Below are 19,450 nucleotides of genomic sequence, written 5' to 3'. Positions count from 1 at the left end.
GACACGCGAGCGGCAGACCCGCGCGGAACCGACTTCGCCCGGTATCAGGACAGATCGCCGTCCAGCGCCCGCCGCAGCCCCGCCACGATTGCGGCATCGGTCTGATCCCAGTGCGGGTCCAGCCCGCGCAGTGCCGGGTTGTGGAACTGCATGGCCGAGTGCCGGCGGCTCTTGGCCGACGCGTGCAGCTCAACGCAGCCGCTGTGCCGCGCCACCGCAGCGATGTTGGCCGGGTCCAGGCCAGCACCCGCCATCACGCTGATGCGCCCCGCCGCCCGGGCGACCAGGCCTTCCAGCACGTCGACACCGGCAACCGCGCTGGCCTGTCCGCCGGACGTCAATACACGGCGGCACCCCAGAGCGATCACCTGCTCCAACGCCGCCGGAAGGTCGCGCGCGGCGTCGAAGGCACGGTGGAACGTCACCTGCAGCGGACCCGCCGCCTGGATGAGCGCGCGGCACAGGGGCAGATCGATATCGCCCTGCCGGTCCAACGCACCGATCACCACGCCATCGCAGCCCAGCGCACGGCACTGTGCGATATCGCGCAGCATCAGCTCGGCCTCCAGGGCGTCGTAGTGGAAATCACCCGGCCGCGGCCGCACCAGCACGAACAGCGGAATCGACAGGCGTTCGCGGGCCATGGCGATGCTGGCGAACGACGGTGTGGTGCCGCCCTCGGCAAGGTTGTCGAACAGTTCGATGCGGTCGGCGCCACCGGCCTGCGCGGCCAACGCCGAAGCCAGCGAGTTGCTGGCGATCTCCAGGGTGAGCCGCGTGCTCACGCCTGTGTGCTCGTGTAGATCGACGGTGAATCGCGCAGGTCGTCCTGGCGCTGCGCATCGCAGACGGCATAGACGAAACCGCGATGCAGCGCATAGGCGCCCACCTCGCCCTGCTTGTTCATGGCCAGGAAGCACACCTGCAGGGTCCTGCTTGCCTCGGGACGCTTGCGTACCACGCGGTCGATCGCCTCACGGCAGGCCTGGGCGGGCGTTCGACCCTGGCGCATCAGCTCGACCACCAGGAACGAGGCCGCATTGCGGATCATCTCTTCGCCCACGCCCGATGCGGTGGCGGCACCGACCTCGTTGTCGACGTACAGGCCGGCGCCGATGATCGGACTGTCGCCGACCCGGCCGTGCAGTTTCCAGGCCATGCCGCTGGTGGTACACGCACCGGCAAGATGGCCCCGGGCATCCAGTGCCAGCATGCCGATGGTGTCGTGGTTGTCGCTGTTGCCGGGAAGGCCACGTCGCTCGGCGTTGATCTGGGGCTGGTACTTCTCGGTCTTCAACCACTCGCGCCAGGCCGCTTCGGCCTGCGGCGTCAGCAGACGCCTGCGCTCGAAGCCCTGCTGCACGGCGAACTGCTGCGCCCCTTCACCCACCAGCAACACGTGCGGGCTGTTTTCCATCACTCTGCGGGCCACCGACACCGGGTGCGGGATGTCGACCAGCGCGGCCACCGCACCGCAGCGGCCATCTCCGTCCATGATGCTGGCGTCCAGGCTCAGCACGCCGTCCCGATCAGGATTGCCGCAATGGCCGACGGTGGGATTGCACAGCTCGCTCTCGGCCCAGCGTGCGCCGGCCTCCACTGCGTCCAGGGCACTGCCGCCCTGCGCCAGGACCTTCCATGCCGCCTGGTTGGCCGGCACACCGAAATCCCAGGTCGAGATCACTTTCGCTCCGCCCTGCGGACGTGCCTGTACGCCCGGCAGGGCGGCCATGCCTGCGGCCAGCGCTCCGGCCTGCAGGAACTGCCTGCGATCCACCATGTTGCCTCCCAGTCTGCAACGTGTCGCCGGCCCGATGCCGGCAGCACCGATCAATCGTGTACGGGGTACCGCGCCGCATGCCAGACGGCGGCGCCCAGCACGCCCAGTTGGCCGTGTTCGACCCGCCATACCGGCACCTGCCGCAGCACGTCGGCCAGCACGCCCTTGTTGAGGAAGCGCTCGCGGAAGCGGCCATCGGCAAGGAAATCCTGCACGTGGGTGGAAATGCCGCCCGCCAGGTACACCGAGCGGGCCCCCACGGCGATGGCGGCATCGCCGGCCAGGCTGCCCAGCCAGGCGCAGAACACCTGCAGCGTCTCCACTGCAAGTGCGTCTTCGCCGCTGCGTGCGGCGCCGATCAGCGCTTCGGTGCTGGACCACACCGGAGTGACGCCACGCAGCTCGCACAGGCACGGATACAGATTCATCAGACCGCTGCCGGACAGCACACGCTCGTTGTCCACATGTGGCCACCGCTGCAGCAGCCTGCCCAGCACCTCCAGCTCCAGCGCGTTGCCGGCCCCCAGGGCAGCGTGGCCGATCTCGCTGGGCAGCACCGGACGCCCGCCATCGGCGAAGCGCAGCGCCGCGCCCAGGCCGGTACCGGCCCCCAGCACCAGCGCCGGGAACGCCATCGCCGGGTCGGCATCGCCGTTCAATGGAACCAGGGTGTCGGCCTGCAGGTAGGGAATGGCCAGTGCCACCGCCTCGAAATCATTGATGAGCTGCAGATCGTCCAGACCGGACTGTGCGCGGGTGGCGGACAACGACACCGTCCACGGCAGATTGGCATTGATCAGCACATCGCCATCGAGCAGGCCGGCGATGGCGACCACCGCCGACCGCACCGGCAGTGCGAGGCTCCGGGTGAAGTCGGCCAGAATCGCCGCCAGGCTGGAATGATCGGCACACGCGTAGGTGCGATGACTGCCCAGCCGTGGCGCCTGTCCCGGCAGCGTTTCAGCCAGCGCCAGGCGGGCAAAGGTACCGCCGACATCGGCGACGACCAGGCTTCGCGGAAGACCGCCGCGGGAGGAGTCGGTGGAAACCGGGGGCACTGCTGCGATGGTCACTCTGGCCTGCTTGAATCGATTGAATCGCACCGATTCTCAGGCATCAGGGTCGCTTTGCCTAGCGCGGCGCAGCGCCGGCAGCCGACCCTGCCATGGCCTTGTCCGCAGCGTCCGGGTGGCGGCAGCCGGGACGCAGCGCGCAGCGGCACCTGCGGATCAGGGCTCTGCGGTCTGCAGACTATAACGGGTGGTGGCGGTGAATACCGCACCATCCGGCTGGGTCGAACGCACGTCGATCCTGTGGTCGCCCACGGCCAGGTGGGTGGGCAGCGCGCCGCGCCACAGATGCGGCGAAGCGGTGGCCTCCGGCGAGCGATCGTAACCGCGCAGCACGCTGGACAGGTCGTCCGCCGCATTCTCCACCAGCAGCCGCGGGTCGGGCTGGCGGACCTGCTTCATCGGCTGCCATGCCCCACCGTCCACGCGGTACTCGACCACGCTCGCGTCCTCACCCATGTACACGTTGGCGTACACGCCCCACGCCGGATACGCGCCCTGGCGCAGCACCTTCGGCGCATGCAGGCCGATCTGTTCGCTGGCTGGCGCGCCGGCCACGCGATACTGCAGGCGATAGCTGCCGTTGCCAGCCACATCCAGCAACGCGTAGCCCTTTGGCGTGCCGTCGCTCATGGTGCTGTCCGGCACACCGGCAGCATCCTTCACACCGGACCAGAACGCGCCGCAGTTGGCACCGACGTTGTACTCGTGCAGCGGTTTTTCGCCGTGCCAGCCCTCGGCCTTGCCATGGTAGACATGCTGCTGGGTGTGGCTGTGGCCGCTCAGGACCAGCACGTTGCGGAAGTCCTTCAGCAGGTCGAACAGGCGCTGCCGGTCGGCGTGCCGGAAGCTCTCGCGACCCGGCGCCGCATCGAACAGCGGAATGTGCATGCCCAGCACCAGCAGGCGGTCGCGATGCAGACCCTTGAGGTAGGCGGCAAGGAACGCGAACTGATCCTCGCGCAGGCCACCGACATAGCTCGGCCTCGCCTTCGGGTCGTACACCACATCGTCGAGGAACACGAAGCTGGCACCGCCCTCCTCCACGGCGTACGTGTCCGGGCCGTAGACGTTGCGCCAGCTGTCCAGCGAATGCTCGTCGACGGCGGCATCGAAATCGAGATCGTGGTTGCCCGGCACATGGAACCACGGCACGCCCAGCTGCGTGGTGACCTTGTTGATGGCCGGATACAGCGTCAGGTCATCATTGACGATATCGCCGAGCGTCGTGCCAAGCCGCGCCCGGGTCTGGCCGACCAGCGGCGCCACGATGGACTGCTGGTAGTAGCCGATGTCCTTGAGGCTTGCGGTCTGTGAATCAGTGAACACCAGCATCTGGAAACCACGCCGGTTGTCATGACGATCCGTCTGCAGCGCGAAGTCCCAGTTGCGGGTGGCATCGCCGGTTGCGGCGATGCCACCGTACTTCAGTGCAGGCGAGCCGTTGGGCTGGAAATGACGCCAGAACGACGGCAGCCCGTCGCTCGCCTTCGGGAACGCGTACGCATCCGGCTTGATCACGAACACCGTCTGGCCCTCGCGCACGGGCAGGCTGTAGCTGCCATCGGCTGCGGTCTTCACGATGCGCTCGCCGTTGGACACCTGCACCCCGGCCAGGCCCGGGTCGGTCGCACCACGGCCGGGCCTGCCGTCGCGTTCCAGGTAGACCTTGCCGCTGACAACCGCATCCGCAGCCCAGGCCGGCGAGGTCAGCAACAGGCAGCACAGCCACGCAGCGGGCGATTTCATGGGCAATCCGGCAAAGAAGAGGACTGCCTATTGTAGAGCGGAGCCATGGCTGTCTGCCGCGCGGATGCAGCCGGGCCGGCGCCGGCGCCGAAAGCGCGTGCGGACCGCAGGCCACATGCAGCCATCAACGATGGCGCGTTTCCAGCACCCGGCGCGCGTCGTCAAGCGACAGGCCGCGTGCGCGCAGCAGCACCAGCAGGTGGTACAGCAGGTCCGAAGCCTCGCCCAGCAGCGCCGCGTCATCCTGCGCGACTGCGGCCAGAGCGGTTTCCACGCCCTCCTCGCCCACCTTCTGCGCGATACGGCGGATGCCGTCCTCGAACAGGCGGGTGGTGTAACTGCCGGGTGGACGCTGTGCTTCACGCGTGGCCACCAGTTGCCCCAGCCCGCCCAGGAAATCCTTCGGCGCCTGGTCGAAGCAGCTCTCCGCACCGGTGTGGCAGGTCGGTCCTGCCGGGCGGGCCAGCACCAGCAGCGTATCGGCATCGCAGTCCACGCTGATGGACTGCACCGCCAGCACGTTGCCGGACTGCTCGCCCTTGGTCCACAGGCGCTGCCTGCTGCGGCTGTAGAAGGTCATGTGCCCGACGGCAAGCGTCGCGGCCAGCGACTCCGCGCTGACGTAACCCAGCATCAGCACCTGCAGGGTATCGGCGTCCTGCACCACCGCGGGCAGCAGGCCGTCCCCCTTGCTCCAGTCCAGCCCCTGCAGGGCCTCCAGCGACGGTCGCACCTCAATAGACATCCCGTACCTCGATCTGCTGTTCGCGCAGGTAGCGCTTCAGGTCTGCAATGGCGATGGCGCCGCTGTGGAACACGCTGGCGGCCAGCGCACCATCCACGTCGGCGCGGTCGAAGGCCTCGGCGAAATGCTCCATCGTGCCCGCACCGCCCGACGCGATCAGCGGCACCTGGCACAACGCACGCGCCTGCTGCAGCTGGGCCACATCGTAGCCGCGGCGCACCCCATCGCTGTCCATGCAGTTCAGCACGATCTCGCCTGCGCCGCGGCGCTGTGCCTCGACGATCCAATCCAGCGTCCGTATGGGTACCGCCCGGGTCTTGTCCGGGTCGCCGCTGAAGCGGCGCACCCGCCATTCGCCATCGGCCTCGCGCACCGAGTCGACGCCGACCACCACGCACTGCACGCCGAACTCGGCAGCCAGCTCGTCGATCAGTGCGGGACGGCCCAGTGCCGGCGAATTGATCGAGATCTTGTCGGCACCGGCAAACAGCACCCGCCGCGCGGTTTCCACGCTGTCGATGCCACCGGCTACGCAGAACGGGATATCGATCAGCCGTGCGATGCGCTCGACCCAGGCCACATCGACCGAACGCGCCTCGGGGCTGGCGCCGATGTCGTAGAACACCAGCTCATCGGCCCCCTGGTCGCGGTAACGCTGCGCCAGCTCGGCGATATCCCCCATGTCCACGTGGTCACGGAAGCGCACCCCCTTGACCACCCGTCCTTCGCGCACGTCCAGGCAGGGAATGATGCGGCGACTCAGCATGCCAGCGCCTCCGCCAGGTCCATGCGCTGTTCCAGCAGCGCCTTGCCAAGGATGGCGCCGCCACAGCCGGCAGCACGCGCATCGGCCACGTCGGCCACATCGCGGATGCCACCGGAGGCCTGCACCTGCACGCCCGGCAGCAGCGACACCAGGTGCTGGTACAGGCCGATGTTCGGCCCGGCCAGCATGCCGTCGCGGGCGATATCGGTACACAACAGGTGGCGCATGCCCGCCCGTGCATACCGCAGCGCAAGGTCATCCAGGGTCACGCCCGCGTTCTCGGTCCAGCCATGCACCGGCAACTGCCACTGGCCCTGAGGGTCCTGGCGTGCATCCAGCGCGATGGTGATGTGATCGGCACCGAACGCCTGCAGCCAGCCGACCACTTCATCGGGCCTGCGCACTGCCAGCGACCCTACCACCACCCGGCTCGCGCCCGCATCGAGAATGCGCGCCACATCATCACGCCCACGCACACCGCCGCCGGTCTGCACCTGCAACGTCGTCTGCGTGCGAACCGCCGCCAGCAGCGGGGCCAGCGTGTAGCCACCGGCACGCGCTGCGTCCAGGTCGACCAGGTGCATCCAACGCGCGCCCTGCGCGGCGAATGCCTGCGCGCGCGGCAGGGGATCGTCGCCGTAGTGCGTTTCCTGCGCGTAATCGCCCTGCCGCAGCCGCACCACACGGCCTTCGCGGATATCCAGTGCGGGGTAGACGGTGAAACTCATGCAGCGGTGCCCTCGAGGAAGTTGCGCAACATCAGCGATCCGGTATCGCCGGAGCGTTCGGGATGGAACTGCGCACCGAAGTAGCGCCCCTGCTCCACCACGGCAGTGAACAGGCCGCCGTGATCGCAGGCGGCCACCGTGTGGCTGTTCAATGGCGCCGCATAGCTGTGCACGAAGTAGGCGCTTGCACGATCAGGCACATCGCGCAGCAGCAGCGAGGACCGCAGTGGCAGCAGGCGGTTCCAGCCCATGTGCGGCACGCGGATGCCGCACGCCGGTACCAGCTTGCGCACCACCCCGGGAATCAGGCCGAGCGCTTCCACGCCGGCTTCTTCCGAGCGCTCGAACAGCAGCTGCATGCCCAGGCAGATGCCCATCAACGGCACCTCGATCCGTCGCAATGGCTCCACCAGTCCCTGCGCATGCAGGCGCTGCATGCCCGGCCCTGCCGCACCGACGCCGGGCAGGATCACCCGCCGTGCGCCCGCCAGCCCCTCTGCGTCGCGTACCAGGCGCACACTGGCGCCCAGCCGTTCCAACGCATAGCGTACGGAACCCAGATTGGCACCGCCGGCATCGATCAGCGCGACTTCGCTCACAGGGCCCCCTTGGTCGAGGGCAGCGCCGTACCCTGGCGCGCCAGCGCCGGGCGCAGCGCGCGGGCCAGCGCCTTGAAACAGGCCTCCACCTTGTGGTGGTCATTGTCGCCACGCACCTGCAGATTGAGGTTCAATCCACTTGCATCGCACAGCGAGCGGAAGAAATGCGGCACCAGTTCGGTCGGCATGTCGCCAACGCGCTCACGCTTGAACTCGCCCTCGAAGACGAAATAGGGCCGGCCACTGAGGTCCAGCGCTGCGCTGGCCAGGGTCTCGTCCATCGGCAGGGTGAACCCGTAGCGGCCGATGCCGCGCTTGTCACCCAAGGCTTCGCGCAGCGCCTGGCCCAGCGCCAGCCCGGTGTCCTCGATGGTGTGATGCTCGTCGATGTGCAGGTCGCCCTCGGCGCGGATGTCCAGCGCAAAACCACCGTGCTTGCCGATCTGTTCCAGCATGTGGTCGAAGAACGGCAACCCGGTGCGGATGTTGGCGTCACCGGCGCGATCCAGATCCAGCTCGACGCGTATCTTCGTTTCCTTCGTGTTGCGCTGGACCACGGCCGTGCGCGGCGCATCGGCCAGTGCGTGGGCGATGCCCGGCCAGTCCCAGTCACCGCCGAACTGCTCCGTGCGCAGCTGGAAGCCACGGATGTTGAGGTTGTCGGCGAACTGCAGGTCGGTGATGCGGTCGCCGACCATCGCCGAGCGTGCCCAATCGATGCTGCGGTCCTGCAGGTAGGCCGTCATCAGGCCGATGCCGGGCTTGCGGGTCGGGGCATTGTCCTGTGGCCAGCTGCAGTCGATCAGCACATCACGAAACACGATGCCCTGGCTTTCGAAGATCTGCAGCATCAGATCGTTCGGTCCATCGAAGCTGGCGCGCGGATAGCCCTCGCTGCCGAGCCCATCCTGGTTGGTGACGATGACGAACTGGTAGCCTGCATCACGCAGCTTCAGCAGTGCCGGAATCACCTGCGGCACGAAGCGCAGCTTCTCGTAGGCGTCGATCTGGAAGTCGGAAGGTTCCTCGATGAGGGTACCGTCGCGGTCGATGAACAGGATCGGGGTCATGCAACGGCCCTCCGGGCCGACAGGGCCGCAAGCACGCGGTCATTCTCTTCGGGGCTGCCGATGCTGATCCGCAGCGCATCGTCCAGCTGCGGGGCTGCACGCTGGTCGCGCACCACCACGCCGGCCGCCAGCAACGCATCGAACGCGCCCTGGGCATCGGCAAAGCGCACCAGCAGGTAGTTGCCTGCGGACGCATGGACCTGGCGTACGCCAGGCAGGCCCTGCAGCGCAGTACGCAGGCGCTCGCGTTCGGTGATCACGGTGGCCACGCGCTCGCGTGTGCGTGCCAGCGCTCCCGGCTGCAGCGCCTGCACCGCCAGTTCCGCGCACGGCGTCGGCACCGGATACGGTGCCTGGCAGCGACGCAGCACCGCGATCAGTTCCGCTGCGGCGATCAACGTTCCGATCCGTGCGGCCGCCAGCGCATGGGCCTTTGAAAGCGTACGCAGCACTGCCACATTGGCGTGCGTGGCAAGCAGGGAGGTCGCCGAAGGACGCTGCGCGTACTCGACATAGGCTTCATCGACCACGACAAGCGCCCGACCGCGCAAGGCTTCGGCCACACGCTCGATGTCGGCCAGGGCGATATCGCTGCCGGCCGGATTGGAGGGCGCGCACAGAAACACCAGCTTCGCATTGCGTGCTCTGGCCGATTCGATCACCGCATCCAGGTCGGCGTGCAGGCCGTCGGCGGCATCGACCAGGGGCACTTCGATCAGAGGCGCGCCCTGCAGCCGTGCACAGACTGCATACATACCGAACACCGGCGGCGTGACCAGCACACCATCGCGCCCCGGCACGCACAGCGCACGCACCAGCAGGTCGATGGCTTCATCGCTGCCACGCCCGACCAGCACCTGTTGCGGCTGCACGCCGTACAGCGAAGCCAGTCCATCGCGCAACGCCTGTGGCTGGGGCTCTGGATAGCGCCGGCTGCGGCCCTCGGCGTCCGCGGGGTTGGCCCAGGCCGATTCGTTGGCGTTCAGCCAGACATCGCCCTGCACTGCCGCACTGCGCGCCGAGCTGTAACCTGCAAAGGCCTGCAGGTCGGTGCGCACCAGCGCCAGTACCTCGTCGATCCCGGCATTCATGCAGCCACCTCCATGCGCAGGGCAACGGCGCGCTCGTGCGCGTCCAGCCCTTCGGCGCTGGCAAGGGTGCGCGCGCAGCCGCCGATCGCCGCCAACCCGGCGGCGCTGGCACTCTGCACGCTGATGAAGTTCTGGAAGCTGGCCACGCTGACACCACTGTACGCACGTGCGGCGCCTGCGGTGGGCAGCACATGGTTGGTACCACTGCAGTAGTCGCCCAATGCCTCGGGGGTGTAATCACCCAGGAACACCGAGCCTGCAGCCTGCACCCGATCAAGCCAGCCGCGTGGTTCGCACAGGGCCAGGATCAGGTGCTCAGGGGCGTAGCGGTTGCTGATCGCGAAGGCATCGGCCAGCGTGTCGACCAGGATCAGGCGCGACGCCGAAAGCGCCTGGCGGGCGATATCCTGCCGCGGCAGCAGCGCGACCTGGCGTTCCACTTCGGCCTCGACCGCGGCCAGCATCGCGGCATCATCGGTCAGCAGCAGCACCTGCGAATCGGGGCCGTGTTCGGCCTGCGACAGCAGATCGGCAGCCACAAACGCCGGATTGGCACGGGCATCGGCAATCACCAGAACTTCCGACGGCCCTGCAGGCATGTCGATCGCCGCTGCACCGTTCTGCGCGACCTGCTGCTTGGCTTCGGTGACGAAGCTGTTGCCGGGCCCGAACAGTTTGTCGCAGGCCGGAACGCTGGCGGTGCCATAGGCCATCGCAGCGATCGCCTGCGCGCCGCCCAGCTTGAAAACGCGTTGCACGCCGGTCAGCCGGGCAGCCACCAGCACCGCCGGATCGGCGCTGCCGTCGGCGCGCGGTGGTGTGCACAGCACCACCTGCGGGCACCCGGCCAGCTGCGCCGGCACGCCCAGCATCAACGCCGTGGACGGCAACGGTGCGCTGCCGGCCGGCACATACAGGCCGACCCGGCCGATCGGCCGCAGCATGCGTTCACAGACCACGCCCGGCGCGGTCTCCACCGCATAGCCCTGGCCCATGCCTGCGCTGTGGAAGCGCGCGATGCGCCCGGCCGCTTCCACCATGGCCTGGCGCAGATCGCCTGGCACCGCCGCTTCGGCAGTCGCGAATTCGGCGTCAGACACTTCAAAAGACGGCAGTTGCACACCGTCAAAGCGTGCGGTGATCACACGCAGCGCCTCGTCGCCCTGCGCGCGCACCTGCGCGATCAGGGTCGCGACCGCATCGCGCGTCTGCTGGGCCACGGCCTGCACCGGGCGGGTCAGTGCCGCGCTGCGCGCAGCCTCATCAAGTTGCGACCAGATCAGACGATTCATGCCAGCGACCGCTCCACGCTCAACACCATCAGGCCCTGCGCGCCCGCACGCTCAAGCTCTTCCATGCGCTGCCAGCTCAGTGGTCCGGGGCACATGGTCTGCAGCCGCAGCGTGCCGCCGTCAGCCGGCAGGCGCTCCAGCGGCCCGGCATCGGCCAGCAGCTGGGCCAGGGCATCAACACGGTCTTCGCTGGCCCGGAACATCAGCAGCTTGCGGTCCTGCTTCTGTACCACGCCATCGAGACGGCGCAGCAGCATCGCGCGCAGGCCCGCTCGAGCGTCATCGGGCACGCGCACCGCACCGGCCAGCACCGCCTCGCTGTCCAGCAGGTTGTGCACCGGCACAAGCTGGTTGGCACGCAGGGTGGCACCACTCGACACCAGATCGCAGATCAGGTCGGCCGTGCCCAGCCGTGGGGCGATCTCAACCGAACCGGACAGCTCCACCACCTGCGCGTCCACGCCCTGGTCAACCAGCCATGCCTTGAGGATGGCGGGATAGCTGGTGGCGATCCGCATGCCGGCCAGCTGTGCCGGCCCCTGCCATTGCCAGTCCTCCGGCACCGCCAGCATCAGCCGGCACTGGCCGAAACCCAGCCCCCGCAGGGCCTGATAGGCATCCGGCAGGCCGATCTGGCGACGCGCGGCGGCCTGCTCGTCCAGTTCGTTGCGACCGACGATGCCCAGGTCGCAGACACCGTCGGCAATCAGGCCAGGAATGTCGTCGTCGCGCACCAGCAGCAGGTCCACCGGCAACGATTCTCCGTAGCAGAACAGCTTGTCGCGGCTTTCGCGCCAGCTCAGGCCGCAGGCACTGAGCAGGTTGCGGGCGGGCTCGGCAAGCCGCCCGCTCTTCTGGATGGCGATACGCAGCCGGTCTCGTGCCGGGGCTGCCTGGGTTGCACTCATGGGAAGGTCTCGAAGTTCGGTACGGGGCGCGGATCAGCGCGAGGCCAGACGGTCGATGGCAGCGGCATAGCCTCGATGGCCATGCTCGAGCGAGCGCGCCACCCGTCCGGTGGTGGTCACGCTGACCCCGGTGCGCTCGTGGATCTCGCGGTATGGCACCCCCTGCTGCAGCAGCGGCACCACTTTCCAGCGGTCGGCCATGGCCTCCAGCTCGGCCGGAGTACACAGGTCACGCAGGAAAGCCATGACCTGCTCCGGCTCACGCAGGGCCGCGAACGCCTGAGCCAGGGCTTCCAGATCGGCCTGGGGGTCTTTGGCGGCGATGTCGGGGCGGGCTTTCACGGGGCGGATCTCTTGCATCAATGTAATAGCGCGCTAGTACATTAGCGCATTCTTGCGCAGTGCGTCAAACCACCCCATCGCCTCCACCCGTGCATTCAGGTTCCGGAAACGAAAAACGCCCGCCAGAGGCGGGCGTCTTCCAGGTCAGCGCCGCCCCATCAGGAGAGCGGCGGCACGGCAATGTCAGTTCACACCATCACCTTCGACTGTTCCAGTTCCACCTGCAGGGTGCTGGCCAGCTCCTCGCGGGATACCTCGAACTGCTGCTCGCGGAGCAGATCCTTCACCGCCACCACCCCCCGCGCCAGTTCGTCCTCGCCGGCGAGCGCCACGAAGCGGATGCCCGCCTTGGCCGCGTACTGGAACTGCTTGCCGATCTTCTTCGGCTCCATCTGCACTTCGGTGTTGATGCCACCGGCCCGCAGGCGGCGGGCGATATCCAGTGACTGCGCCATGCCCTGCTCGTCCATCAGCGCCACCAGCGCCTGCACGCTGCTGGCCTCGATTCCGTCGATCAGGCCCGCCTCACGCAGCTGCCAGAACAGGCGCGACAGGCCGATCGAAATGCCGACGCCGGGCAGCTTCGACTTGCTGTAGTGGCTGGCCAGGTCTTCATAGCGGCCGCCGGAGCAGATCGAACCGATCTGCGGGTGGTCGGTCAGCGTGGTCTCATAGACGGTGCCGGTGTAGTAATCCAGGCCACGGGCGATGGAGAAGTTGAGGCAGTAGGCACTCTCCGGCACACCCAGCGCCTGCACCAGCTGCAGCACTTCGCGCAGCTCTGCCACGCCGGCACGCAGCGTTTCCGAGGACCCCGCAGCGTCCTCCAGCGCCGAAAGCTGGGCCAGCGCATCGGCATGCCCCTGCGAACGCACGGCCACGAATGCCAGGATCTTCTCGACCTGTCCGGCCGGAATGCCGAACCCGTCGCCCACCAGCGTCTCGCGCACGTAGTCGGCGCCCCGCTTGTCCAGCTTGTCCACTTCACGCAGCACCGCCAGCTGGCGCTCGCCCTCGGCCACGCCCAGGCTTTCGAAGAAGCCACGCATCAGCTTGCGGTTGTTCAACTGGATGCTGAAGTCTCCGATGCGCAGCTCCGAGAACACCGCGTGGATCACCGCCAGCACTTCGGCGTCGTACCGCACGCTCAGGCTGTCCTTGCCGATCACGTCGATGTCGCACTGGTAGAACTCGCGGAAACGGCCGCGCTGGGCACGCTCACCACGGTACACCCGCTGCATCTGGTAGCGCCGGAACGGGAACGTCAGTTCGTGCTCATGCTCAGCCACATAGCGCGCCAGCGGCACGGTCAGGTCGAAGCGCAGGGCCATTTCCGGAAGCGAGCGGTCACCCGACTCGGCGGCATTGGCCAGCGCACCGGTGGACTGCACGAAGTACACCTGGCGCTCGGTCTCGCCACCGGACTTGGTCAGCAGCACATCGGACAGCTCGAACACCGGCGTCTCCACCGGCAGGAACCCGAAGCGCTCGTAGTTGCGGCGGATGACGTCCAGCATGCGCTGGAACGCAATCTGCTCGCGCGGCAGCAGCTCAAGGGTGCCGGGCGGGGTACGGGGCTTGATCACGGGAGCAACTCCTGCTGGAACGGGACGTGGGAGGGGGCGACATTCTAGCGCCCTGGAGCGCGCGGCCGCCTGACGCAGGGTCGAACAGCCGCTTGAAGTATCATAAGGCCCTCCCCGCCCGCGATACGCCCACGCACCATGTCCCGGCCTTCCGGCGCCCCGTCCGCCAACAACGACACCGCCGGGCAGTCCTGCTCCACGCTGGACTGCCTGCACTGCTCGGTCCGCCACCTGGCGGTGTGTTCGGCGCTGTCTCCTGATGAAGTGCAGGCACTTGAACAGGTGACCGTCTCGCAGGCGGTGACGATGGGCAGCACCCTCGCCCGCACCGGCGAAGAGCGCCAGCATGTCTATACATTGACCGCCGGCGCACTGCGCCTGGTGCGGACGCTGGCCGACGGCCGCCGCCAGATCAATGGCTTCGTGCTGCCGGGCGACTACCTGGGCCTGAGCGGCAGCGACCATCACCGCTACGACATCGAGGCGATCGCTGACAGCCGGGTCTGCCGCGTCGCGCTGCCGCAGATGAAGGCGCTGCGCGGGCGTTATCCGCACCTGGAGCGCAAGCTGCTGCAACGCGCCTGCCAGGAGCTGGACGCTGCGCAGGATGCGGCCCTCGCCCTGGCGCGGCTGCAGCCTGCGGAAAAGCTGGCTGACTTCCTGCTGCGCCTGGCCGCGCGCGAGGCGCGACTGGGCGGCGACGGCCTGCGCGTCTCGCTGCCGATGGGGCGCGGCGACATCGCCGACCACCTCGGCCTGACCATGGAGACGGTCAGCCGCACTTTCACCAAGCTGCGTCAGCAGGCGCTGATCGCGCTGCCGCACCTGAACGTCGTGGAGATCCTCGACGAGGACGGGCTGCGCCAGCTGGCGGGCGACGTCCAGGGTTGAGCGTCGCGCCACGACCTGCGCCCGGTGGTACCGGGCGCCCCACCCTGCCCCTTGCTTCAGACGACACCGCGCCATGCCCGGCACCTGTCCGTCAGCGCAGCAGCACCTCGCGCAGCGCCGCATAGTCGGCAGCCAGCGGTTCCGCATGCGCGGGACGCTGCAGCAGCGCCGCCAGCGCCGGCGGCACCGGCACTGCTTCGCCGATCAATGGCTCCACCACCGCCTCGAACTTGGCCGGGTGCGCGGTTGCCACCACCGCCCAGTCGCCCTTCGCCCCGCCCGCGCGGAGGTCCTGCAGCACCTTCACTGCCGTCGCGGTATGCGGGCAGAACAGCTCGCCCCCGCTGGCGTGCGCACTGGCGATGGTGGCGCGGATGGTCACATCATCCACCGCGAAAGCACGGAGGGCTGCGCGCAGTTCGGCATCGTCGCCGTCGTACAGCCACCGCAGGCGCTCGAAGTTGCTCGGCGCGCCCACATCCATTGCATTGGCGACCGTGGCGACACTGGCCTGCGGCTGATACGCGCCGCCCTCGAAGTACTTCGGCAGCACATCATTGGCATTGGTGGCCAGCACGATCTGGCCGATGGGAACCCCCAGCGTGCGTGCGAGCACCGCAGCCATCGCGTTGCCCAGGTTGCCGGTCGGCACCACCAGATTGAGCCGGCGCCGATGCTGCCCATGATGGACGAGTGCCGCATGCGCGTAGTAGCTCATCTGTGGCAGAAGACGCCCCAGGCTGATGCTGTTGGCCGAACTCAGCGGCACGTCCGCCTGCAACGCCCGATCGGCCAGCGCCTGCTTGACCATGGCCTGGCAGTCGTCGAACGAACCCGCCACGCGCAGCGCCTGGATGTTGTCGCCGAAGCAGCCGAGCTGGTGCGCCTGGCGCGGCGATACCCGGCCATCCGGATACAGCACCACCACGCGCACGCCCGGTTGGCGATGGAAGGCCGCCGCCACGGCGGCACCGGTATCACCGGACGTGGCAACGACGATCGTCAGGTCGCGTCCCTTGCCCGCCTGCAGCCTCGACAGCGCGCCTGCCAGGAAACGTGCGCCGATGTCCTTGAAGGCCGCAGTGGGACCATGGAACAGCTCGAGGACGTAGTCTCCACCGCCAAGCGGACGCAACGGCACCGGAAAATCGAACGCCTCACGGCAGATCGAAGGCAGCGCCTCCTGCAGCGCGTCGCCGTCGAAGAAGGGTGCCAGCAGATCGGCGGCGGTTTCGGCGAGGGTCTCGCCCTGCTGCACATGATGCGGCGCAGGCAAGGCGCTGGGCACATACAGCCCCCCATCGGGGGCGAGGCCGGCGGCGATGGCGGCACTCAGGCCGACGGCCGGCGACTGGCCGCGGGTGGAAACGAATTGCATGGGATCGGTATCCAATGAGAGGAAAGAAGTCAGCACAGTCGTGCTCCCGCCGCGTCCAACGGCGAGACCCAGGCGTCACTGTCGAAGCCGGCAGCCGCAAATGCCGCCCGAACCTGCCCTGCGGCAGCCTGCGCCTGCATCGCGTCCTCGAACCAGGCAAACACACTGGGACCGGCACCGGATATACCCGCGCCCATCGCGCCCGCCGACAGCGCGGCGTCACGCGCTGCCTCGAATCCCGCGATCAGGCCGGCACGTCGTGGCTCGATCAGCACATCGCGCAAGCCTGCGCGCACCAGCGTGGCATCGCCGCGATGGCAGCCGCTGAGGACCAGGGCCAGATTCGCGCTCTGGGCGACAAACTCGCGCAGCTCATAACTGCCCTGCAGCGCCTGCCGTGCCCTGCGCGTTTCCAGCACGGCATGCGGATGCACCAGCAGGCTGTGCCAGCACGCAGGCACCGGTACCGACACCACCCTGTCGGCGGTGCACAGCGCCAGCCCGCCCGCCAGCAAGGGTCCGACGTTGTCGCCATGGCGACCGCCGCTGGCCACCGCTTCGCCGTCGAGCGCGTGCGGATACAGGGCGGCGCGTGGCAGCGGCGCATCCAGCAGCGCGTTGGCTGCAACCAGTGCCGCGACGCAGGATGCTGCTGAGCCACCCATGCCGGAGCCGAACGGAATGCCCTTGTCGATCTCCAGCTCGAACCCGTAGCCCAGGCCCAGGCCCTCGCGCAGTGACAGCAGTGCCGCGCCAGCCGTGTTACCCGCTGCCTCCAACGGAAGCTCGACCGCACTGCCACGGATCGCCGCGATACGCACCACAGGCTCATCGATGCGGCGCACGCTGACCGTGTCGCCGATACCGGCGATGGCATGGCCCAGAATGTCGAACCCCACTGCCACATTGGCCACTGATGCCGGTGCGAATGCACGTGCGATCACAGGCGCGCCCCTTCACCGGCCGCCACCCGCAGCAGGTCGGCAAACACGCCTGCAGCCGTGACCTCCGGTCCCGCGCCGGGCCCCTGCACCACCAGCGGATTGTCACAGTAGCGGCGGGTGCAGAACTGCACCACGTTGTCGGTCAGGCGCAGGTTGGCGAACGCGTGTGCCGCCGGCAGCTCGTGCAGACCCACCGACGCGCCGTCCGCGTCAAGCCTGGCCACATAGCGCAGCACTGCGCCGCGCTCGCGCGCGTCCTGCAGGCGTTGCTGCAGTGATGCATCAGACTCGCCCAGGCGGGCCATGAAGTCCTCGACGCTGCCTTCGCGAAGCAGCGCCGGCACCAGGCTTTCCACCTGCACCTGTTCAAGACTGAGTGCGTGGCCGGCCTCGCGCGCCAGGATCACCAGCTTGCGCGCGACATCCACGCCCGACAGGTCATCGCGGGGATCCGGCTCGGTGTAGCCCATCGAACGCGCCTGCGCCACCAGCGAGGAGAACGGCTGGCTGCCGTCGAAGCGGTTGAACAGCCAGGCCAGCGTGCCCGAGAAAATGCCTTCGATGGCCAGCACCTCGTCGCCGGTATCGACCAGGTCGCGCAGCGTGGTGATCACCGGCAGGCCGGCGCCCACCGTCGCCTCATAGCGGAAGCGCGCGCCGCTGGCAGCCGCCGCCGCACGGATCCGCTGGTAGCGCGACAGCGGGCCGGCGCCTGCCTGTTTGTTCGGGGTGACCACATGGATGCCCGCGGCCAGCCAATCGGCATAGCGCTCGGCGACCTCGCTGCTGCCACTGCAGTCGATCACCACCGCATGCGGCAGGTGCGCGGCCAGCAGGTGCTCAGTGAAGCGGTCGAGATCGCTGGCCTCACCGCCCGCCTGCAGCGCCTGCAGCCAGTCGGCATGCAGACCATCGGCCTCCAGCCGCATCCGCGAACGCGATGCCAGTGCACGCAGGCGCAGATCGACATTGGCCTTGGCCAGCAGCTGCGGGCGCGCCGCCAGCAACTGATCCAGCAGCGCGGCACCGACGTTGCCCGGCCCGATCACGCCCACCGCGAACGTCTGCGGCGACAACCAGAATCCGGCGTGGGCGGCGCGCAGCGCGCGCGTCGCGTCAGCGCTGTCCACGGCCACCGAGATGTTGCGCTCGGAGGAACCCTGGGCGATCGCCAGGATATTGACCTGCGCCCGGCCGAGCGCCTCGAACAGGCGCGCAGCCACACCGGGCTGGCCCGCCATGCCATCGCCCACCGCCGCCAGCACGCTGACCCCTTCGTGGACCTGCACGCGCTGCACCTGGCCGACCGACAGTTCATGGGCAAAGGCCTGCAGCAACGCCCCGCGGCCACGGCCCGCTTCGGCAGCCCGCACCACGCAGCAGATCGAGTGCTCCGAAGAACCCTGCGAGATCATCACCACCGACACCTGCGCCTGGCGCAACGCTGCGAATACGCGCTCGGCGGTGCCAGGCACGCCGATCAGGCCGGTCCCCTCGAGATTCAGCAGGGCCAGGTCGGGACTCAGCGTGAGCCCCTTCACCGGTCCGCGGGGCGAGCGCTCGGCGCTGATGCGCGTACCCGGATGGGTCGGCTGGAAGGTGTTGCGGATGAAGATCGGCAGCCCCAGCCGGATCGCCGGCGACATCGTCTGCGGGTGCACCACTTTCGCGCCGAAGTACGCCAGCTCACAGGCTTCGTCGTAGCTCAGCGACTCGAGCTGCACCGCCTCCGGCACCAGTCGCGGGTCGGCCGACAGCACACCATCGACATCGGTCCAGATGTGCAGCTCGTCGGCATTGAACAGCGCGGCGAAGATCGCGCCGGAGTAGTCACTGCCGTTGCGGCCAAGCGTGGTGATGCGGTCGTTGCGGTCCCGGGCAACGAACCCGGTGGCGACCACGCGCGCCTGCGGATGCTGCAGGCGCCACTTCGCCAGACGGTCGGCACTGGCTTCCCAGTCCACATCCACACCCAGCTCGCCGTGGCCGACCACGAGCACGTCGCGTGCATCAAGAACGGCGCAGTCCTCGCCGCATGCGCGCAGGTACGTACCCAGCAGCTGCGCGGAGAACACCTCGCCCAGGCCCTGCACGCGGTCGAGCACTTCACGCGGCAACTCGCCGATCACGGTCAGCGCGGCCAGTACTTCGGACAGCTGCTCGAAACGCGCATCGATCCACTCCACGGTGTCGCCCACCTGTTCGCCGAGCAGGGCCACCGCGGCCCCACGATGGCGGGCACGCAACGCATGCCAGGCCTCGCGCCACCCCTCGTCTCCCCGCGCCGCAAGCTGGGCCAGTTCAATCAACGCATCGGTGACGCCCTTCATGGCCGAGACAACGGTGACCTGCTGCGATTCGGGGCGGGCCCGCAGCAGGCTGCCGACATGGCGGTAGCGCTCGGCGTCGGCCACCGAAGTGCCGCCGAACTTGTGCACGACCGTGGACGGCGCGGCCAGCTCGGCCGGGGCAACAGGAGGGGGGAGAACGTGGGAAGACATGCAGACCTCG

General features: G+C 68.5%; 18 protein-coding genes. 1 reads left to right on the top strand and 17 read right to left on the bottom strand.

Annotation, left to right across the window (positions count from 1 at the left end):
• Positions 1 to 44: 44 nt before the first annotated feature.
• The 14 genes from AC5P5M_RS10450 to hisS form a co-directional block, all read right to left on the bottom strand.
• Complete coding sequence (locus AC5P5M_RS10450) at positions 45 to 785, bottom strand: copper homeostasis protein CutC (protein WP_180875959.1); 741 nt, start codon at positions 783 to 785, stop codon at positions 45 to 47.
• A complete protein-coding gene (locus tag AC5P5M_RS10445; protein ID WP_495205835.1) occupies positions 782 to 1,780 on the bottom strand; it encodes a glycosylasparaginase in 999 nt (332 codons plus the stop codon). The genes AC5P5M_RS10450 and AC5P5M_RS10445 overlap by 4 nt, the downstream gene beginning before the upstream one ends.
• A gap of 50 nt (positions 1,781 to 1,830) precedes the next feature.
• The gene (locus AC5P5M_RS10440) at positions 1,831 to 2,853 is read right to left on the bottom strand and encodes a glucokinase (protein WP_053516768.1); all 1,023 of its coding nucleotides are present in this window, start codon (positions 2,851 to 2,853) and stop codon (positions 1,831 to 1,833) included.
• A gap of 156 nt (positions 2,854 to 3,009) precedes the next feature.
• The gene (locus tag AC5P5M_RS10435) at positions 3,010 to 4,599 is read right to left on the bottom strand and encodes a calcineurin-like phosphoesterase C-terminal domain-containing protein (RefSeq protein WP_253118761.1); all 1,590 of its coding nucleotides are present in this window, start codon (positions 4,597 to 4,599) and stop codon (positions 3,010 to 3,012) included.
• A 124-nt stretch (positions 4,600 to 4,723) separates the two neighbouring features.
• The gene (gene hisIE / locus AC5P5M_RS10430; RefSeq protein ID WP_053516720.1) at positions 4,724 to 5,344 is read right to left on the bottom strand and encodes a bifunctional phosphoribosyl-AMP cyclohydrolase/phosphoribosyl-ATP diphosphatase HisIE; all 621 of its coding nucleotides are present in this window, start codon (positions 5,342 to 5,344) and stop codon (positions 4,724 to 4,726) included.
• Positions 5,334 to 6,110: an imidazole glycerol phosphate synthase subunit HisF gene (hisF, locus tag AC5P5M_RS10425; protein WP_053516721.1), complete on the bottom strand. Its 777-nt coding sequence runs from the start codon at positions 6,108 to 6,110 to the stop codon at positions 5,334 to 5,336. Before hisF ends, hisIE begins: the two co-directional genes overlap by 11 nt.
• Positions 6,104 to 6,838, bottom strand: a complete 735-nt coding sequence (hisA, locus tag AC5P5M_RS10420) for a 1-(5-phosphoribosyl)-5-[(5-phosphoribosylamino)methylideneamino]imidazole-4-carboxamide isomerase (RefSeq protein WP_053516723.1) — start codon at positions 6,836 to 6,838, stop codon at positions 6,104 to 6,106. The genes hisF and hisA overlap by 7 nt, the downstream gene beginning before the upstream one ends.
• A complete protein-coding gene (gene hisH, locus AC5P5M_RS10415) occupies positions 6,835 to 7,437 on the bottom strand; it encodes an imidazole glycerol phosphate synthase subunit HisH (RefSeq protein WP_053516724.1) in 603 nt (200 codons plus the stop codon). Before hisH ends, hisA begins: the two co-directional genes overlap by 4 nt.
• A complete protein-coding gene (gene hisB / locus AC5P5M_RS10410) occupies positions 7,434 to 8,507 on the bottom strand; it encodes a bifunctional histidinol-phosphatase/imidazoleglycerol-phosphate dehydratase HisB (protein ID WP_262218452.1) in 1,074 nt (357 codons plus the stop codon). Before hisB ends, hisH begins: the two co-directional genes overlap by 4 nt.
• The gene (hisC, locus tag AC5P5M_RS10405) at positions 8,504 to 9,598 is read right to left on the bottom strand and encodes a histidinol-phosphate transaminase (RefSeq protein ID WP_128988655.1); all 1,095 of its coding nucleotides are present in this window, start codon (positions 9,596 to 9,598) and stop codon (positions 8,504 to 8,506) included. The genes hisB and hisC overlap by 4 nt, the downstream gene beginning before the upstream one ends.
• Complete coding sequence (gene hisD / locus AC5P5M_RS10400; RefSeq protein ID WP_495205834.1) at positions 9,595 to 10,890, bottom strand: histidinol dehydrogenase; 1,296 nt, start codon at positions 10,888 to 10,890, stop codon at positions 9,595 to 9,597. The genes hisC and hisD overlap by 4 nt, the downstream gene beginning before the upstream one ends.
• The gene (gene hisG, locus AC5P5M_RS10395; protein WP_495205833.1) at positions 10,887 to 11,798 is read right to left on the bottom strand and encodes an ATP phosphoribosyltransferase; all 912 of its coding nucleotides are present in this window, start codon (positions 11,796 to 11,798) and stop codon (positions 10,887 to 10,889) included. The genes hisD and hisG overlap by 4 nt, the downstream gene beginning before the upstream one ends.
• Before the next feature lie 33 nt (positions 11,799 to 11,831).
• Positions 11,832 to 12,140 (bottom strand): YerC/YecD family TrpR-related protein, encoded by a 309-nt coding sequence (locus AC5P5M_RS10390; RefSeq protein ID WP_074901503.1) that lies wholly within the window; start codon positions 12,138 to 12,140, stop codon positions 11,832 to 11,834.
• 188 nt (positions 12,141 to 12,328) lie between these two features.
• The gene (gene hisS, locus AC5P5M_RS10385) at positions 12,329 to 13,726 is read right to left on the bottom strand and encodes a histidine--tRNA ligase (protein ID WP_053516730.1); all 1,398 of its coding nucleotides are present in this window, start codon (positions 13,724 to 13,726) and stop codon (positions 12,329 to 12,331) included.
• A gap of 138 nt (positions 13,727 to 13,864) precedes the next feature.
• On the opposite strand from hisS, the gene AC5P5M_RS10380 reads away from it, so the two are divergent.
• Positions 13,865 to 14,617: a Crp/Fnr family transcriptional regulator gene (locus tag AC5P5M_RS10380; RefSeq protein ID WP_053516731.1), complete on the top strand. Its 753-nt coding sequence runs from the start codon at positions 13,865 to 13,867 to the stop codon at positions 14,615 to 14,617.
• Positions 14,618 to 14,708: 91 nt separating this feature from the next.
• On the opposite strand, the gene thrC is transcribed toward AC5P5M_RS10380, so the two are convergent.
• The 3 genes from thrC to thrA are packed head-to-tail and all read right to left on the bottom strand — an operon-like array spanning position 14,709 to position 19,440.
• Complete coding sequence (gene thrC / locus AC5P5M_RS10375) at positions 14,709 to 15,995, bottom strand: threonine synthase (RefSeq protein ID WP_340044752.1); 1,287 nt, start codon at positions 15,993 to 15,995, stop codon at positions 14,709 to 14,711.
• 29 nt (positions 15,996 to 16,024) lie between these two features.
• Positions 16,025 to 16,939, bottom strand: coding sequence for a homoserine kinase (locus tag AC5P5M_RS10370; protein ID WP_279942139.1), 915 nt, complete (start codon positions 16,937 to 16,939; stop codon positions 16,025 to 16,027).
• On the bottom strand, positions 16,936 to 19,440 hold the full coding sequence (gene thrA, locus AC5P5M_RS10365; protein ID WP_495205832.1) for a bifunctional aspartate kinase/homoserine dehydrogenase I: 2,505 nt from the start codon (positions 19,438 to 19,440) through the stop codon (positions 16,936 to 16,938). Before thrA ends, AC5P5M_RS10370 begins: the two co-directional genes overlap by 4 nt.
• Between the last annotated feature and the right edge of the window lie 10 nt (positions 19,441 to 19,450).

It is taken from the genome of Stenotrophomonas sp. YJH_SMC_106-19 (assembly GCF_059368375.1).
Note: the sequence above shows the minus strand (reverse complement) of the source record. Positions and strands in the feature narration are given on the sequence as shown.

Excerpts from the sequence above, each read along its gene's own strand:
- thrC (WP_340044752.1), bottom strand. The coding sequence starts at position 15,995 with ATGCAATTCGTTTCCACCCGCGGCCAGTCGCCGGCCGTCGGCCTGAGT.
- thrA (WP_495205832.1), bottom strand. The coding sequence starts at position 19,440 with ATGTCTTCCCACGTTCTCCCCCCTCCTGTTGCCCCGGCCGAGCTGGCC.
- hisIE (WP_053516720.1), bottom strand. The coding sequence starts at position 5,344 with ATGTCTATTGAGGTGCGACCGTCGCTGGAGGCCCTGCAGGGGCTGGAC.
- hisA (WP_053516723.1), bottom strand. The coding sequence starts at position 6,838 with ATGAGTTTCACCGTCTACCCCGCACTGGATATCCGCGAAGGCCGTGTG.
- AC5P5M_RS10435 (WP_253118761.1), bottom strand. The coding sequence starts at position 4,599 with ATGAAATCGCCCGCTGCGTGGCTGTGCTGCCTGTTGCTGACCTCGCCG.
- AC5P5M_RS10445 (WP_495205835.1), bottom strand. The coding sequence starts at position 1,780 with ATGGTGGATCGCAGGCAGTTCCTGCAGGCCGGAGCGCTGGCCGCAGGC.
- hisD (WP_495205834.1), bottom strand. The coding sequence starts at position 10,890 with ATGAATCGTCTGATCTGGTCGCAACTTGATGAGGCTGCGCGCAGCGCG.
- hisC (WP_128988655.1), bottom strand. The coding sequence starts at position 9,598 with ATGAATGCCGGGATCGACGAGGTACTGGCGCTGGTGCGCACCGACCTG.
- hisG (WP_495205833.1), bottom strand. The coding sequence starts at position 11,798 with ATGAGTGCAACCCAGGCAGCCCCGGCACGAGACCGGCTGCGTATCGCC.
- AC5P5M_RS10380 (WP_053516731.1), top strand. The coding sequence starts at position 13,865 with ATGTCCCGGCCTTCCGGCGCCCCGTCCGCCAACAACGACACCGCCGGG.
- hisB (WP_262218452.1), bottom strand. The coding sequence starts at position 8,507 with ATGACCCCGATCCTGTTCATCGACCGCGACGGTACCCTCATCGAGGAA.
- hisF (WP_053516721.1), bottom strand. The coding sequence starts at position 6,110 with ATGCTGAGTCGCCGCATCATTCCCTGCCTGGACGTGCGCGAAGGACGG.